This window comes from Microbacterium alcoholitolerans, assembly GCF_050408615.1.
Taxonomy (GTDB): domain Bacteria; phylum Actinomycetota; class Actinomycetes; order Actinomycetales; family Microbacteriaceae; genus Microbacterium.
The window spans coordinates 1,482,270-1,498,525 of sequence record NZ_JBNTKD010000001.1 but is presented as its reverse complement, the minus strand read 5'-3'; the positions used below and the strand labels follow the sequence as shown (position 1 = coordinate 1,498,525).

Below are 16,256 nucleotides of genomic sequence, written 5' to 3'. Positions count from 1 at the left end.
TGAATCCGACTATGGCGATCGAGCGGACGACGATGCTGGAGTCGGTGCGCGTCGCCGATGCCCTGCGCAACGACATCATGCTCGGTCGCCGGCTGCCCGGCTCTCGCCTCGTCGAGCGCGATATCGCGGCCGAACTCCGCGTTTCGCGGCTGCCGGTGCGCGAGGCGATCAGGGTCCTCGTCGCCGAGGGTGTCGTGGTGGCGCGTCCGCGCACGTGGGCGGTCGTGCGCGAGTTCTCCGCGCAGGACCTGCAGGATTTCGCAGAGGTGCGCGAAGCGATGGAGACGCTCGCCTTCGCGCTCGCGACGGCGCGGATCGACGACGACGGAATCGCGCAGCTGCAATCCCTTGTCCGACGCGAGGCCGAAGCCGCGGAGAACGGGGATGCGGACGCCGCACGCAATGCCGCCGCGATGTTCCACCTCTCGGCGGTGCGCCTGTCGGGCAACGCGATGCTCGTCGAGCTCGGCGAGATGCTGGTGACCCGCCTGCGCTGGCTGTTCGGTCAGCATGACGACCTCGGGCACATGGCGGGCGCTCATCACGAGATTCTCGACGCGATGCGCGCGCGAGATGTGGCGCGGGTGCAGCGTCTGATTCCCGCCCATCTCGCCGAGGGCCGGCTGGCTGCCGAGCAGCGACTGGAAGCGGGCGTCGAGAATCTCGACTGAATCATCTGCACGCGGGTCGGTGGCTGCCGGTACGCTCGGTTCTGGAGGTGCTCGTGGGACGAACAGCGGATGCTATCGCCGAGGGCGTCGCGATCGCCACGGCGGCTGTTCGGCTGACCGTGAAGAACCAGATCCTGGTCGGCACGATCGCCCGGGGCGGCACCTTCGAGATCGAGCACTACATGGATGTCGCGCGCACAGCGCTGCTCTCGATGGCCCAGGAGTCCGAAGACGCCGCCGAGCTCCTGACCCGCCTGCGCAAGCGGGCTCGCGGGCGTCACTCCGACCCGCACGGCACGCACGATTACCGTGATCGAGATGTGCGCAACCTGCGCCGCCGTGCCAAGCAGTCGGTGGGCGTCGCTGACCATCTGCGCAAGATGACCGAAGACCCGGATGCGCTGCGGACCCTCGTGGAGGACGCCCGCGCCGCGGCCTGGGCCGATGTGCGCGGCAACCTCGACCGGCGCCTGCGCGTCGAGGGCATGCGCCCCGATCAGGATCCAGATTACGACACGATGCGGGACGCGCGGATGCAGGCGCTGAAGCTCGTCGACCTGCAGGCACTGTCGTCGCAGCAGAGGGCCCGGAAGAAACGCGAGAAGGCAGCCGAGAAGGAAGCCGCCAAAGAGGCCGCGAAGACCTCTTCGCGCAGTGAGCGCAGCAACCGGCGGGACGCCCGCACGGTCAACAGCTGAGCGCCGGCCGCCGGGATTTCACTTCTCGGCGGAACCTGTTGTAGGCTGTTCCCTGGCCCGCTGAGCGGGCCGTGCGCCCCTAGCTCAATGGATAGAGCATCTGACTACGGATCAGAAGGTTGGGGGTTCGAGTCCCTCGGGGCGCGCACTGTGTTGAGACAGTATTGAAACCCCCGTCGCGGAAGCGGCGGGGGTTTCGTCTTTTCCTCCAGCGCCAGTGACTCGTCGGCGACGTAGGCTGGAGGAGTGACTGCGTACGTCTCGGCTTTCGACCTGTTCTCCATCGGTGTGGGACCTTCGAGTTCGCACACCGTCGGGCCGATGCGCGCAGGCGTCGACTTCGCCGCACGCCTGCGTGAGCAGGGGCTCCTCGACCGGGTGGCGCGCGTCACGTGCGAGCTGTACGGCTCGCTCGGTGCGACCGGGCTCGGTCACGGCACACCGGATGCCGTCGTCGCCGGTCTGCAGGGACTGCACCCCGAGACGTGCGATCCGGATGACGTGCGCGCACTCTGGTCGGACTGGCCCGAGAGGCGCGACCTGATGCTGGCCGGCGAGCATGCCGTCGCCTTCGCCAAGGACGACATCGCGTTCGTTCCGCGAACGCGCCTGCCCGGGCATCCGAACGCGATGACGCTGCATGCGCTGGATGCTGACGGCGCGGCGGTTCTGGACGAGACGTACTACTCCATCGGCGGCGGGTTCATCCGCCGCGACGGGGAGCCGCCGCGCGTGGCTGCAGCCGAGCAGCCGTTCCCGTTCCGTGACGCCGAAGAGCTGATGGCGCTGTGCGACGAGCACGGCATGTCGATCGCCGAGATCGCCCGCGCGAACGAGATGGCGCTGCGCAGCGAGGAGGAGGTCGCGGCCGGGCTCGACGCCATCTGGGACGCCATGTCGTCCTGCGTGGATGCGGGTCTGCACTCCGACGGCACGCTGCCGGGCATCCTCAAGGTCAAGCGCCGCGCGGCGGACATCCGAGAACAGCTGGAGGCCTCAGAGGCCGGCGGGCACCGCGAGCTGCCAGGGGAGTGGCTGGGCGCGTTCGCGCTCGCCGTCAACGAGGAGAACGCCGCAGGCGGACGGGTGGTCACCGCGCCCACGAACGGAGCCGCCGGGATCCTGCCGGCCGTCGCGATGTACTGGTGGCGATTCCTCGCCGACTCCGGCCTCGGCGTCGGCAACGCGGTCACTCCGCACGGCGAGCTGGTCGGCAGCGCGCTGCTCGGGTTCGGTTCGGACACCGGCGACGACTACGGGTCGTTGAGCGAGGAGCGCAGCGACGAGACGAAACGCGCCGAGGCGAATCGGCGTCGTGGCATCCGACGCTTTCTGCTGACGGCCACCGCGCTGGGATCGCTGTTCAAGGCCAACGCCTCGATCTCGGGAGCGGAGGGCGGCTGCCAGGCCGAGGTGGGCTCGGCCTGCGCCATGGCCGCGGGCGGCCTCACCGCCGTCATGGGCGGCACGGTGCGCCAGATCGAGAACGCGGCCGAGATCGCGATGGAGCACCACCTGGGGCTCACGTGCGACCCGATCGGCGGCCTGGTGCAGATCCCGTGCATCGAGCGGAACGCGATCGCGGCATCCACTGCCGTCACTGCGACGCGACTCGCGCTGCGCGGCGACGGACAGCATTACGTCTCGCTGGATGCCGTGGTCGAGACGATGCGGCAGACGGGGCTCGACATGTCAACGAAGTACAAGGAGACCAGTGAGGGCGGCCTCGCGGTGAACGTCATCGAATGCTGAGCCGGGTCCGATGAGCGGCCGGGGGCAGAGTCGTAGGCTGGTTTGATGGCGAGCAGACGCGGCAGGGGGCGGCCCCCGGGGGAGTCCGACGCGCGCGCCCGGATCGCGGCCGCCGCCGTGCACGAGTTCGGCGAGCACGGCTACGAGGGTGCGACGGTGCGGGCCATCGCCGCACGGGCCGGCGTTGACGCCGCGCTCGTGCATCACTATTTCGGAGCCAAGGCCGACCTGTTCGCAGAGGTCACGGATTTTCCGCTGCGGCCGGACCTCGAGGTGCCGAGGATCCTGCGGGGCCCGCGTGATGAGGTGGGCGAGCGCATCGTGCGCTTCGTGCTGCAGTCGTTCGAGCGGCCCGAGGTGCGAAAGCGCGGGATCATCGTGCTGCGCACGGCGATCAGCGGCAAGCTGACCGCACCCCTGCTGACCGGTTTCCTGTCGAAGGAGATGCTGCCGCGCATCGCCGCGGAGCTGGATGCTCCGGATGCCACACTGCGGGCCTCGATGGTCGCGTCGCAGATCGCGGGGCTGCTCATCACCCGATATCTCGTGAAGCTGCCGGCCATGGTCGAGGCTCCGGTCGACGAGCTCGTCGCACGCATCGGGCCGACGATCCAGCGCTACCTGTTCGACTGACGCGTCGGCGGTCCCACCCACGGTTGCGGTGAGGGGTTGACCCGTCGTCGACGCGGATGAATAATTCAACACATGATGAATAGTGCGGACGTCATGGCCGGCGGCGCCGGGGCGAGCGGCGCCGGTATGGCCGACGCCGTGGTGATCGACGCGCTGCAGGTGCGGCGCGGGCGCCGCGAGGTCTTCGATGGGCTGTCGCTGCGCATTCCCCGCGGCCAGGTGATCGGGCTGCTCGGGCCGTCCGGCTGCGGGAAGACGACGCTGATGCGCTCCATCGTGGGCGTGCAGCGCATTCACGGCGGAACCGTCGAGGTGTTCGGCGAGGCAGCCGGCTCGCGCGGGCTGCGACATCGCGTCTCGTACGGGACGCAGGGCTCGGCAGTGTACGCCGACCTCACGGTGCGCGAGAACCTCCGCTACTTCGCATCCGTCCTCGGCGCCCCGCGTGCCGACGTCGACCGGGTGATGACACAGGTCGGCCTGGTCGACGACGCGAACCAGTCTGTCGATGCGCTCAGCGGCGGTCAGCTGAACCGCGTGTCGCTGGCCGTCGCGCTGCTGGGTGACCCCGAGCTCATCGTCCTCGACGAGCCCACCGTCGGCCTCGACCCCGTGCTGCGCGCCGAGCTGTGGGGACTCTTCCGCGACATCGCCGAGACCGGCACCACCATGCTCGTCTCCAGCCACGTGATGGATGAAGCCCAGCGCTGCGACCGGCTGCTGCTGCTACGCGACGGGCGGATCATCGCCGACACCACGCCCACGCAGCTGCTCGCCGATACGCGGCAGACCGACGCGGAAGCCGCATTCCTCGCCCTGATCGAGGCCGACACCGCCGCGAGTCGCGAGACGCGCCGCTCACGTCGGGAGGGAGAGCGATGAACCTGCGCCGTTCCTTCGCCACGGCGGGTCGGGTGCTGCAGCAGCTGCGGCACGATCCGCGATCCATCGCGCTGATGCTGATCGCGCCGAGCCTGCTGGTCGGCCTGTTCGCGTGGCTGTTCGTCGATCAGGACGGCGTCTTCGACCGGTTCGGCGGTGCGATCCTGGCGCTGTTCCCGTTCATCGTGATGTTCCTGATCACCTCGATCACCACGCTGCGCGAACGTCGTTCGGGAACCCTCGAGCGACTGATGACGACGCCGCTGGGGAAGGCGGACTTCATCCTCGGCTACGCGCTCGCGTTCGGGTTGATGGCCATCGTGCAGGCCGTCATCACGGTAGCGTTCGCGGTGTACGTCTGCGGGCTGAGCGTGGACGGCCCGCTCTGGCAGCTCGGGCTGGTCGCGGTGGTGGATGCCGTGCTCGGCACCGCACTCGGGCTGCTGGCCAGCGCATTCGCGACGACGGAGTTCCAGGCGGTGCAGTTCATGCCGGTGCTGGTGTTCCCGCAGATCATCCTCGGCGGGCTGTTCATGCCGCGCGATGAGATGCCCGACGTGCTCTACGCGATCTCGGACTGGCTGCCGCTCAGCCATGCGGTCGACGCGATCCAGGCGGTCGCTGCCGGAGACGAGGGGTGGGACGTCTGGACCCCGCTGCTGATCGTCGCGGCGTTCGCGATCGGATTCCTGGTGCTGGCGCCGCTCACCTTGCGCCGGCGGACGCCGTAGCTCGGGAGCGCAACGCGGGAGGTCAGTCGCGCGCAGCGCGCTTGGTCGTGTGCCGGGTGGGTGCGGCCCGCCAGGGATCCTCCGGCCACGGGTGCTTCGGATACCGGCCGCGCATCTCCGCGCGCACCTGAGCGTAAGGGCCCGACCAGAACGACGCGAGGTCGTCGGTCACGGCCAGCGGACGCCCGGCGGGTGAGAGCAGATGGAACAGCACGGGGACGCGCCCACCGGCCAGTTGCGGCGTCTCGGCCCAGCCGAAGCACTCCTGCAGCTTCACCGCGACGACTGGCCTCGCCGTCGGATCATCCGCGGGCGGATAGGTGATGCGAATCCAGCTGCCGCTCGGCACTTCAAGTCGCTCCGGGGCGAGTGCATCGAAGTCGGATGCTGCGGGCCAGGGCAGCAGACGCCGGAGCGCGGGGGCGAGATCGATGCGGTCGGCCGCGGTTCCGGATGCCAGTGCGCCGAGCTCCGGACCGAGCCACGTGTCGAGGTCGGCGAGCAGCGCGGCATCCGACACATCGGGCCACGGATCGCCCAGCTCGCGGTGCAGCAGTGCGAGTCGGCGGCGGAGCTGATCTGCGGCATCCGACCACGTGAACACATCGAGCCCGTTCGTCTGCAGCGCGCGACGCACCGCGTCGCGCCCCTCATCCGCCGAGGCGCGGACCGGCACCGACGAACGCACGATCGCTCCGACGCGCCGCTCGCGACGCGCGGAGACGCGGCCCTTCGCGAACTCGGCCTCGACGCGGTCGGTCAGCAGGTGCGCGGCGGCCTCCTCGACCTGCTCCTCGGTGGTGACGGCAGCGGCGCGGATGATCGCACCGGATCCGGCCGCCGCGCGGCCGGTGGCGAGTGCGACGTCGGCGATGGCCAGCCACTCCGCGTCGGCGAGCGACCCGCGCACGCCCGCGCGGGTTCCGGATGCCAGCAGGAACGTCGCTCCGTCGGCTGAGCGATCCACGCGCCGGGCGACCCGCTCGGGGAAGGCGAGCGCGATGATCAGGCCGACGTCATCGGTGCTGGTGCGGGCACGAGTCTCGGGTGTGAAGCGCCGCAGACGCTCGACGTCGCGGGCCCAGCGCTGGGCATCCGGTCCGCGCCGATGGCGCAGAGCGACGACAGCGTCGGAGACATCGGCGTCCGCGATTCTGATGTCCGCGCCGATGAGGGCGACGACTTCGGCCGCGAGCCGCGACCCGACCAGCGGGCCGCCGTCGAGCAGGGCGCGGGCAAGACGCGGGTCGGTGGGGATGCGGGCGAGCGCGCGACCCTCGGCGGTGGCACGCCCCTCATCGTCGATGGCGCCGAGGCCGTGCAGCACGCGCAGTGCGTCGGCGAGGCTGTCTGGCGGAAGCGGATCGATCAGGCGCAGACCCGCGCCGCCGGGTGCGCCCCAGCAGGCCAGCAGCAGCGCGGCATCCGCGAGGTCGGTGGTCGCGACCTCGGGAGCCGGACGGGCGGGAGCCGCGGCATACGTGCGCTCGTCGATGCAGCGGATGACGGTGCCGGGCCCCTGACGGGTGGCGCGGCCGGCGCGCTGAACCGCCGAGGATCGGGATGCGCCGGATGTCACGAGACCGGTCATTCCGCGCGCGGCGTCACGCTGTGGCTGCCGGGCCAGGCAGCTGTCGACGACCAGGCGGACGCCCGGCACGGTCAGCGACGATTCGGCGAGCGAGGTCGTGACGATGATGCGCGGTGGGTCCTGCGGCCGGCGGCCGCGGACGACGGCATCCTGCTCGGATGAGGGGATCTGCCCGTGCAGTTCGCGCACATCGAACCCGGCCGCGGCGTCTCGGACGCGGCGCGCGATCTCGGCGACCTCGCGTGCGCCGGGAGCGAAGACCAGCACGTCGGCCGTCGGGTCGGTGAGGTTCAGTGCGGCGGATGCCGTCGTGCGGGCGACGTGGTCGAGGAAGGCCCAGGTGACTCCGCGCTCGTCGAGCCGCGGTGCCGGGCTCGGCGTCCAGATCTCGGTGAGCGGGTGCGCCGGGACGCTGTGGTCGACGATCGGTGCGGGGGCGTGGTCGGTGCCGATGACTCGCGCGAGCCGCTCGGCGTCTAGGGTGGCGGACATCGCCACGACGACGAGCTCGTCGCGCAGTTCGCGGACCTCGCCGAGCAGCCCGATGAGGAGGTCGGTCTCCAGGGCGCGCTCGTGCACCTCGTCGATGATCACGGCGTCGACGCCGTCGAGGCCGGGGTCATCCAGCATCCGACGAAGCAGCACGCCTGCGGTGACGAACTCGATGCGCGTTCCGGCGCTGACCTTGCGCTCGCCGCGGACGGTGAAGCCGACGCGCGCGCCGAGCGGGGTGCCGTCGAGTTGCGCGAGGCGGCGGGCCGCTGCGCGGGCGGCGACCCGACGCGGCTGGGTGACGATGACGCGGCCGGGGGAGCGGGATGCCAGCAGCGGCGGGACCAGCGTCGTCTTGCCGGTGCCAGGCGGAGCGGTGACGACGGCCGCGGTGCTCTCGTCGAGGGCGGCGGTGAGAGAGTCGAGCGCGGCGGCGAAAGACAGCCCGCCGCCGATCCTGGCCAGGTCGAACGCGGTGCTCATCCCGCTCACATGTTGAGAACGAGCATGGTGACCACGAGAACCACGACGACGGCAAGCAGCCCGCCACCGCAGCCGATGGCCGCGATCGCACCGTAGCCGAGGCGTGAGACGCGTGCGCCGGAGAATCGCATGGCGGTGAGGAACTCCGCGCCGCCTCCGCCGTGGAACGCGCGCGCCGCAGCCGCTTGATTGACGCCGCGGCCGACGCCGCTGGCGACATTCACACCCGGGAGATCGGCGACGTGTCCGACGGCGTTGGCGGCGTTGAGGCCGAGGGCGCGGTTCACTGCGCCCGGGTCGGCGAGGATCGGGTAGCTCTGCCCGCGTACCTGCAGTGTGATGCGCTGAGCCGCCGACTTCACCGCCACCTCGCCGGCGGGGACGCTGAACTGCTGAGCCCATCCTGCGGACGAGGCGACCCACAGGGTGACGAACCCTTCGCTCACGACGGCCTGCGCGGGGTACCAGCCCCCGGTGGCGCTGTCGCCCAGCGCTCCCGAGAAGATGGCGTGCGGCAGCTGGTTCGGCGCGGTCATGAGTCGAGTCTACGGACGCGGCCGGGTGGGCCGCGGGGACGAGGCGACGGGCTCAGCGATCCGCATGCGTGGATCGCTGAGCCCCGTTTGCTTACTCGGCCGGTGCGGCCGGGGGCTCGGTGCGCGCGGACGACCGCGTCACGGGCTCGGATGCAGCGGGTGCGGGTGCGGGGGCGTCGGTTGCCTGGGCGACTCCGGCGCCGAAACCGCGGCCGACGGCCTGACCCTGGATGATCGAGGCGAGGTCGAGGCCGGTGGCGGCGTTGACGCTGTCGAACACGGCGCGCATCGCCTTGGCGTTGTCGCCGCCGACGACGCTGGAGGCGCCGTCTTCGCCGGAGCCGCCGATGATCGAGACGCTGCCGATGGTCGCATAGCCCTTCGCGAACTCGCTCATGATCGAGGGCAGCACCTCGAGCACGCGCTGCGAGAGGAAGGCCTCCTGGTTCGAGGCGATGGCCTTGGCCTCTGCCTCCACTGCGGCGGCGCGGGCGTCACCCTCGGCGCGGATGGCGTCTGCTTCGGCATTGGCGCGCAGGCGGCGGGCCTCGGCCTCGGCGGTGGCCTGGGCGCGGAGCGCTTCTGCCTCACCGGCGGCGCGGGCCTTGTCGGCTTCAGCCTGCTGCTCCGCGATGCGGGTGCGGGCCTCGGCCTGCTTGACCTGCTCGATGGCGGCTGCCTCGGCCGCCTTCTCGCGGGTGAACAGGTCGGCCTGGGCGCGGGTCTCGGCCTCGTAGCGCTGGGCGTCGGCGACGCGCTTGACGTCGGCGTCGAGCTGCGCCTGCCGGTTCTCGGCCTGCTGCTGCAGAACGGCCTGCTCTGCCTGGGCGCGGGCGAGGTGCTCTGCCTGCTCGGCCTCGGCGCGTGCGCGGCCGATCCCGGCGTTGGCGTTGGCGGTGTTGGTGTCGAGGGCGGTCTGCTCGATCAGGTTCGCCTCGTCGTTGGCGATGTTCTTCTGGTTGATCGCGCGGTCGGCGTTGGTCTGCGAGATCTCGGCGGCCTGGCGCTTGGACTGGATCTCGGGAGCTCCGAGCGACTGGATGTATCCGACGGCGTCGGTGATGCCCTTGATCTGGAACGAGTCGAGGATGAGGCCCTGCTCGGCGAGCTCGTGCGAGACGTCGGCGGCGATCTGGTCCGAGAACTTCTTGCGCTCGCGCATCAGCTCGACGACCGAGAGGGTGGCGACGATGCCGCGCAGCGCACCTTCTAGCTGTTCGGTGGTGAACTGCTCGATGGCCTTGTCCTGCGAGGCGAAGCGCTCTGCGGCGCGGCGCACGTACAGCGGGTCGGAGCCGATCTTCACGATGGCCACGCCGTCGACGTTGAGGGTGACGCTGTCGAGCGACTGCGCTTCAGCGTTGAGTGAGACCTGGCGCGAGCGCAGCGAGATGATCTCGTGGCGCTGGGTGATGGGGTTGACGAGAGACTTGCCGTTGACGATGACCGTGACGGGCGACTCTGCCAGCTCGGAGCTGGTGGTGCCGTCTGCGTTCATCACCGCCCGCTGGACCTTCTGCTTGCGGCCCGAGATGACGAGCGCTTCGTCGGCGCGTGCGACCTTGATCCAGCTGCGCGCGAACAGCAGCATGATGAGTCCGACGACGATGACGGCAACGACGACGATGCCGATGATGAGCAGGATGCCGACGATTCCGGCGATCTCCATGGTGTCTCCCTAATGCACGGTTCCCCTCGAACCGCACCATCAGCCACCTTGCCAGAGATCGGGGCGCGCTCGCGCGCGTCGGTGGCGAAATTCCCTGGTGCGGGCGTACGCTGGCGCGCTCAGGCCGCGAGGGTGTATCTCGCCAGCCCGCCGAGCCGCGGCGTGCGGGATTGATCCACATACGGCGGCGGGATGAACCACACCCGACTCTTCGTGCTGGCGCCGTCGACCTGGATCTCCCAGCCGTTGTCATGGATGCGATGGTGGCAGGTCTCGCAGAGGAGGATGCCGTTGGAGAGGTCTGTGGGCCCGGCATCCCGCTTCCACCATTCGATGTGGTGGGCGCGGGTCATCTCTGGCGGAAGGCCGCACATCGCGCATCCGCCGTCTCTCTCAGCCAGCGCGAGGCGCTGCGCTCGGCTGAAGAAGCGCCGTTCGCGGCCCCAGTCGAGGATTTCGCTGCCTGCGCCGAGGACGCAGGGAATGACCCCGCCGGAGGCGGCCATCCGACGGACCGCGCCGATGCTGATCGGCTGGTCCGCGCCATCCACGGTGCCGTAGCCGGTGCCCTCGATCAGATCGGCGGCGTCCACGCGCACGATGACGGTGGCGCCCGACAGTGCGGGCGCGTTGTTGTCGCATCCGATGGAGTGAGCGCAGATCGAGGTGAGCGCATCGGCCTGCAGCTGAGCAACGGAGCGGTGGTCGGCGTCGCCGGCATCCGGGTCGACGGCCTCCTTCCGCGCGGCGAATTGCGCGGACACGTAACCGTTGACAGCCGCGCGGATGGGCGCACCTGATTCGATGTCGAAGACGGCGTTCAGGTGGAGAGCTCCGTCGCGCTCGAACATGCTGACCGAGCGACGTGCCCGGATCTCTTCCTCGCGCGGTGCGACTCCGTCGGGATCGAGCCACGCCTCGGCGTGAGTGAGCAGCTTTCGCACGTCGTCGAGAGACATGCCCACGGCCTTCTCGGTCAGCAGGACTTCTGCTTCAGTCAGTTGCTCGGGTGTGATTTTGAGGCACACGCGGTCGAGCAGCGCGATGATCGCCGCCGCGGTGCTGGCGCTCAGTCGTCCGGCTGACAGCGCGCGCCGCACCTCGGGGTGCTTGGACGGGAGCCGTGCGCCGACCAGGTCGGTGCGCGGTGCGGTCGCCTCACCGACCTTCACCAGTTTCGAGGCATCGGCCGTGGACCCGCCCGATGCGGTGGCGATCAGCCGCGCCGCGTTGCGGAACCCCTGTTGCTTGGCGAGTGACTCAGGTCCGAGCGCCGGCCGGGACTCGTGAGCGATTCCGGCGGCGACCTCAGCGTGCAGACCATCGATGAGGCGCTGCACGGCGGCGAGGGCGTCGTTCGCGTCGATCAGCTGCTTCCGCGTGAGGCTCGCGCCGTCCTGCGCACCGCACCATGCCGCGTCGAGGTGCTCGATCGCCTCGTGCAGCGGTGCCAGGTGTTCGGACATGACTCCAGCTTACGCTCGGAGGCGGTGAGTGTCAAATATTTGTTCGAACAATTTTCGAGAAGCGCCGAAATCGCGGCATCCGACGTTGCGCGTGGGTGACCACACTCTCGTATATTTGAACTATGCGCCGCGCCGCAGCTTCTCGGTCAACGTCAGCAGTTCCCCGAGTTCAGAGTCACTGAGCGGCGACATCTTCTCCGCGATGGAGCGTCCATGCGAGGTCGCGACCTGGCGGAACGCGCGAGCGCCGGCATCCGTCGCAGTGATCAGGGCCCCGCGGCCGTCCTCCGGGTCCGCGGACTTGGTGACCAGCTCGCGAGCGACCATCCGGTCGACCAGGCGCGAGACACTCGGCTGACTGATCAGCAGGTTCGCGGTGACGTCGCGAAGGCGGGCCGTCATCTTCGGAGCCCGCACGACGGTGAGCAGGACGTCGTACTCACCCTGCGTGATGGATGCGTTGTCGAAATCGGATGCCATCGCGTGGAACAGCTCGTGCTGCGCGCGGAACAGGCTCTCCCAGGCTCGAAGTGCGAGCTCGCGGTCGGTCATGGTCACCAGCGTAGCGGCGCGGCCAGACATCATGCGGATGCAGTGAGAGCCGGCCGGAGAGGCTTCCGACCGGCTCTTTTCCCTTGCACCAAGAGTGTCCTGCAATCACATGCGGTGTATGCCACAGCAAACATTCACCGTGCGATCACTCTATAACGGCGAGGTAACGAATGCAACGGTTTGGTCACAGAATCGACATCACGGCGATGTCCCTGGCGAGATGATGACGGTTCCGTCGGTGCCATTGACGGTGATCCGGATGCCGTCCTGGATCCGGGTGGTTGCTTGTAGAACGCCGAGGACTGCCGGGATGCCATGCTCGCGGGCCACGATCGCGGCGTGGGAGAGCACGCCACCCGTCTCGGTGACGAGAGCGGCAGCGTGACGGAACAGCGGTGTCCAGGCTGGGTCGGTGTACTCGCAGATCGCGATGTCTCCCGGCTGGACGCGCGGGAAGTCGGATGGGCCGCGCAGGACGCGGGCGATCCCGGAGACGGTGCCGTGGGATCCCGCCGTGCCGATCAGCGGCTCATCTCCGCTCGCGAGAATCTTTGGCGCCAGCGAAGGGGTGGGCGCGGTGATCGGTCGCGCTTGGAGAATCCAGACCTTTCCGTCCTCGATCGCCCATTCGATGTCTTGCGGCTGGCCGAATACGTCTGCGATTCGGCGTCCGAAGCCCGCGAGGGCCGCGGCGGTGGCTGCGTCAAGCGCTGGGAGTGTCTGTTGTTTCTCCGGCACATCACGGACGATCACGCCACAGCTGTCGCGGTCCCATCGGGTCGTCTTGCGAGCGACGATGCGCCGGAGGCCTCCGTCTGTGGCAATCTCGTACGTGTCTGGGGTGACGGTCCCTCCAGCCACACTGGGCCCCAGGCCCCAGGATGCTTCGATCCGAGCGCGGCCCTCAGGGCACGCCGGGTTGAACATCACGCCGGAGACGTCGGCGTCGACCAGACGCTGGACGAGGACGGCCATGTCGGGCCCACCGTCCGTGGCGTCGCCGTGCACATGGTTGCCGTAGCCGGCAACGCGTGCTGAAGAGCTCGAGGCCCAGCACGTCCGGACGGCCTCGGCCACGGCTGGAACTCCGCGCACGGCCAGCACGCTCTCGTACCGGCCAGCGGCGGATCCACCTGCGGTGTCCTCGTTCGCCGCAGACGATCGGACGGCCACCGGCGGGTCGCCCATCCGCGCAAGGTGCCGGGTGAGTGCATCCCGCAGCTCGTGATTTACCGGCAAGTCGGCTTCGCTCCGCGCGATTCGGTGCGCGGCGAACGGAATAACAAACCCGTCCGGCACCGGCAGGCCCTCCCTGGCCAGCACTGCCAGGGCCGTCGCCTTACCGCCGCAGCTGACCGCCCTCGCGTCACGCAGGGTCGTGAGCATGCCCACTCCTTCACCCTCATCTTGAACTCGCTCGCGAATCAATGAAATGTTGACAACAATGCGTTGATTGTCCAAGATGAGGGCATGGAACGCAAGCGGGATCTCGACCGCTCGAAGGCAATGGACCACCCACAGGCTCATCGGGAGCATGAAGCGCAGGAGCACCTCTTGGGACTCGGCGCCGATACCCTGGCCGCGCGCCCGTGGAGGCCCGGTTCGATGCCGCCCGCTGCCGTCGAGCTGACGCAATTCGCACTCTGGCGCTCCGCAGACCTCACCTCCGATGATCTGCTCAGCGCGCTTGCCTTGCTTCCAGCGGCGCGGGCCGAAGTGGAGGGCGTGGAAGCTGCGCTTCTGTTCACGGCGAAGGCAGCCGGACTGACCTGGGCGCAGATCGCCGAGGCGATGGGGTTCCGCTCGCCGCAGGCGTGTCAACAGCATTTCAACCGACTCAGCGCCAGGCGCTCCGAGCGAGCATGACTCACAATTCGCCTCCATACCTCCTGGTGCTGCATGCCGTGCGACTTCTCGGCTTCAACGAGCCCGCCGCGATCGGTGCACGCGCAGGGATCGACCACGACGCCGTCGTCGACCTGCTGCGCGACGCGGAACAGCACGGGTGGGTTCGGCATGACGCGTTCGCCGGCCTCGAAGGATGGTCACTGACGGAGGAGGGCAGACGTGAGAACCAACGTCAGCTCGCGCAGGAGCGCGTCGGCGCCGACTCGGACGATGTGCTCCGCGGCGTCTACCGTGATTTCCTCCCACTCAACGCGCGCCTTGTGGCCGCCTGCACGGACTGGCAGCTCAGGCCCACCAATCACGACAGGCTCGCCGCCAATGACCATGCCGACCCTGCCTGGGACGCTCACGTCCTCAACGAGCTAGACGAGTTGAGCACCGGCCTCACTGCGCTGGTCGCGCGGCTGGTCGCCGTGCTGGCGAGATTCACCGGGTACGACAGCCGCTTCGACGTCGCGCTCCGCCGCGCACGAGCCGGCCAGAGTGAATGGGTCGACAGAACCGGCATCGACTCCTGTCACCGCGTCTGGTTCGAACTCCACGAAGACCTCCTCGCCACCCTCGACATCGATCGCAGAGCAGAGAACTGAAGTGCTGTCCGCCTCAGCCCCTTCGCGTCGCCTCATTTCGACCCCCGTCGAAACGACTCGGACCTACGCTGACGACATGACAGTTCACGAGTACACGTCGACCCTCTTGTGGGAGGGCAGCACCGGCGCCGGATATCGTGCGTACAGCCGCGCGCACGATGTGAAGGTCGCCGACGAGATCCTGACGCTCAGCGCCGACCCTGCGTTCCGCGGAGACGCCTCGCTGCCGAACCCCGAGCAGCTGCTGCTGGCTGCAGCGAGCTCATGCCTGCTGCTCTCGTTCCTCGCCGTCGCCGCGCAGGCCGGCGTCGACGTCGTCCGGTATGAGGATGCCGGGGCTGCGTGCATGCCGATGGACCGGCATCCCGTCCGGATCACGAAGGTCGCGCTGACGCCCCGCATCGCCGTCCGCGACGCCGAGCCCGCTCACATCATCGAGCTCGTGCGGCAGGCGCACGACGGATGCTACATCGCGAACTCGCTGGCGGTGGAGGCGGTCGTGGACGCGACGGTGGAGGTCGTCGAATGAACGATGTGATGATCCCGGTCGTCGATATCGCCGCGGACGTCGCGCGCGTCGGAGCCGTCTTGGGTTCGGCGGGTGTCGGGCTCGAAGGCGGTGGCGTCTGGGGCGGCACGGCCCGCTACCTCGTCGACGATGGTGCGGCCGCCGTCAGCGCACTCGCAGCCGCGGGCATCGACGGAGCCGTCGCCAAGCCGGCACTGGTGGTGCCGCTCCGCGCTGACGTGCCGGGGGAGCTCGGCCGCATGATGAACGCACTGCATGCCGCGGGAGTGCAGATCGAGGCGCAGTACAGCGACCACGACAACCGAAAGGTGTTTGTGGTCGACGATCCAGAACGTGCCGAGCGGGTGCTGCGATGACGCGGCCATCACTCGAACTCCTCGCACAGGCACTCGCCGAGCCCCGCCGGCTGCAGATCCTGCAGGAGCTGCTCGGAGGCATCCCGCTGCCGGTCGGCGCTCTCGCGACACGCATCGGCATCGCGCCGTCGACCGTCACATCGCACGTCACGCGCCTGCGCGAGGCGGGACTGCTGACGATCGAGCAGGCTGGACGGATACGCCTGGTCAGTATCAGCGAGCCCGCCGTAGCCGAGGCGGTGGAGGCGATCCTCCGCCTGACCGCCGAGCCTGCCGTCTCGTTCTGGTCGGCGAGCGACCGCCGCACCGCGATGCGCCGGGCTCGGACCTGCTACGACCACCTGGCAGGCGATCTCGGAATCGCTGTCGCTGACAGGCTGGTGGAGCGCGGCCTGCTGAATGCCGACCTCGGCTCGGCTTCCACGGATTCCGCCGGCGTCGGCGACGCGCTAGGTCTCGAACTCGCCGTCGCCGACTCGTCGCGTCCGTTCGTGCGCGGATGCCTGGACTGGACGGCCCGACGGCCCCATGTCGCCGGGCGTCTGGGCGCAGCCGTGCTCGAGGCGATGCTGACAGGCGGATGGGTTGCCCGGAGGCGAGACGACAGAGCGCTGCGGATCACGCCGCTCGGCGCGCAGCGACTGGACGAACTGCGGCTCTGAACCCGCGCACGTTCCCGCCGCTCGCCGACGCCGAGCCGCGCCCACGCCGACGCGG

Annotated in this window: 17 protein-coding genes and 1 tRNA gene; 12 read left to right on the top strand and 6 right to left on the bottom strand. The window is 69.5% G+C overall.

Features of this window, described 5'->3' with window-relative positions; all coding sequences use genetic code 11:
• Positions 1-11 precede the first annotated feature (11 nt).
• From ACQUSX_RS07150 to ACQUSX_RS07120, 7 genes are all read left to right on the top strand, one after another.
• Positions 12-671, top strand: coding sequence for a GntR family transcriptional regulator (locus tag ACQUSX_RS07150; protein WP_428906257.1), 660 nt, complete (start codon positions 12-14; stop codon positions 669-671).
• Between the two features lie 53 nt (positions 672-724).
• Entirely contained in the window at positions 725-1,369 is a 645-nt protein-coding gene (locus ACQUSX_RS07145; protein WP_428906256.1) for an asparagine synthase, read from the top strand.
• A 73-nt stretch (positions 1,370-1,442) separates the two neighbouring features.
• Positions 1,443-1,515: transfer RNA gene (locus ACQUSX_RS07140), tRNA-Arg, on the top strand.
• Between the two features lie 100 nt (positions 1,516-1,615).
• Entirely contained in the window at positions 1,616-3,121 is a 1,506-nt protein-coding gene (locus ACQUSX_RS07135; protein ID WP_428906255.1) for an L-serine ammonia-lyase, iron-sulfur-dependent, subunit alpha, read from the top strand.
• A 45-nt stretch (positions 3,122-3,166) separates the two neighbouring features.
• Positions 3,167-3,754 carry a TetR/AcrR family transcriptional regulator gene (locus ACQUSX_RS07130; RefSeq protein WP_428906254.1) on the top strand — a complete coding sequence of 196 codons (588 nt, stop codon included), beginning with the start codon at positions 3,167-3,169 and terminating at the stop codon, positions 3,752-3,754.
• 72 nt (positions 3,755-3,826) lie between these two features.
• Positions 3,827-4,636 carry an ABC transporter ATP-binding protein gene (locus ACQUSX_RS07125; protein ID WP_428906253.1) on the top strand — a complete coding sequence of 270 codons (810 nt, stop codon included), beginning with the start codon at positions 3,827-3,829 and terminating at the stop codon, positions 4,634-4,636.
• Complete coding sequence (locus ACQUSX_RS07120; RefSeq protein WP_428906252.1) at positions 4,633-5,367, top strand: ABC transporter permease; 735 nt, start codon at positions 4,633-4,635, stop codon at positions 5,365-5,367. The genes ACQUSX_RS07125 and ACQUSX_RS07120 overlap by 4 nt, the downstream gene beginning before the upstream one ends.
• Before the next feature lie 22 nt (positions 5,368-5,389).
• Here the strand turns inward: ACQUSX_RS07120 and hrpB are convergent, their stop codons facing one another.
• The 6 genes from hrpB to ACQUSX_RS07090 form a co-directional block, all read right to left on the bottom strand.
• A complete protein-coding gene (gene hrpB / locus ACQUSX_RS07115; protein WP_428906251.1) occupies positions 5,390-7,933 on the bottom strand; it encodes an ATP-dependent helicase HrpB in 2,544 nt (847 codons plus the stop codon).
• A gap of 5 nt (positions 7,934-7,938) precedes the next feature.
• On the bottom strand, positions 7,939-8,469 hold the full coding sequence (locus tag ACQUSX_RS07110; protein WP_428906250.1) for a hypothetical protein: 531 nt from the start codon (positions 8,467-8,469) through the stop codon (positions 7,939-7,941).
• Between the two features lie 91 nt (positions 8,470-8,560).
• A complete protein-coding gene (locus ACQUSX_RS07105) occupies positions 8,561-10,138 on the bottom strand; it encodes an SPFH domain-containing protein (RefSeq protein ID WP_428906249.1) in 1,578 nt (525 codons plus the stop codon).
• 119 nt (positions 10,139-10,257) lie between these two features.
• Positions 10,258-11,604, bottom strand: coding sequence for a DUF222 domain-containing protein (locus ACQUSX_RS07100; RefSeq protein ID WP_428906248.1), 1,347 nt, complete (start codon positions 11,602-11,604; stop codon positions 10,258-10,260).
• 120 nt (positions 11,605-11,724) lie between these two features.
• Entirely contained in the window at positions 11,725-12,156 is a 432-nt protein-coding gene (locus tag ACQUSX_RS07095) for a MarR family winged helix-turn-helix transcriptional regulator (protein ID WP_428906247.1), read from the bottom strand.
• 198 nt (positions 12,157-12,354) lie between these two features.
• Positions 12,355-13,617 (bottom strand): PEP/pyruvate-binding domain-containing protein, encoded by a 1,263-nt coding sequence (locus ACQUSX_RS07090; protein ID WP_428906246.1) that lies wholly within the window; start codon positions 13,615-13,617, stop codon positions 12,355-12,357.
• A 9-nt stretch (positions 13,618-13,626) separates the two neighbouring features.
• Between ACQUSX_RS07090 and ACQUSX_RS07085 the strand changes: the two genes are divergently transcribed.
• From ACQUSX_RS07085 to ACQUSX_RS07065, 5 genes are all read left to right on the top strand, one after another.
• Positions 13,627-14,022 (top strand): SANT/Myb-like DNA-binding domain-containing protein, encoded by a 396-nt coding sequence (locus ACQUSX_RS07085; protein WP_428906245.1) that lies wholly within the window; start codon positions 13,627-13,629, stop codon positions 14,020-14,022.
• Positions 14,019-14,654 (top strand): transcriptional regulator, encoded by a 636-nt coding sequence (locus ACQUSX_RS07080; protein WP_428906244.1) that lies wholly within the window; start codon positions 14,019-14,021, stop codon positions 14,652-14,654. The genes ACQUSX_RS07085 and ACQUSX_RS07080 overlap by 4 nt, the downstream gene beginning before the upstream one ends.
• A gap of 76 nt (positions 14,655-14,730) precedes the next feature.
• A complete protein-coding gene (locus ACQUSX_RS07075) occupies positions 14,731-15,183 on the top strand; it encodes an OsmC family protein (protein ID WP_428906243.1) in 453 nt (150 codons plus the stop codon).
• On the top strand, positions 15,180-15,539 hold the full coding sequence (locus ACQUSX_RS07070; RefSeq protein ID WP_428906242.1) for a hypothetical protein: 360 nt from the start codon (positions 15,180-15,182) through the stop codon (positions 15,537-15,539). Before ACQUSX_RS07075 ends, ACQUSX_RS07070 begins: the two co-directional genes overlap by 4 nt.
• Positions 15,536-16,201, top strand: coding sequence for an ArsR/SmtB family transcription factor (locus tag ACQUSX_RS07065; protein WP_428906241.1), 666 nt, complete (start codon positions 15,536-15,538; stop codon positions 16,199-16,201). The genes ACQUSX_RS07070 and ACQUSX_RS07065 overlap by 4 nt, the downstream gene beginning before the upstream one ends.
• The last annotated feature ends 55 nt before the right edge of the window (positions 16,202-16,256 follow it).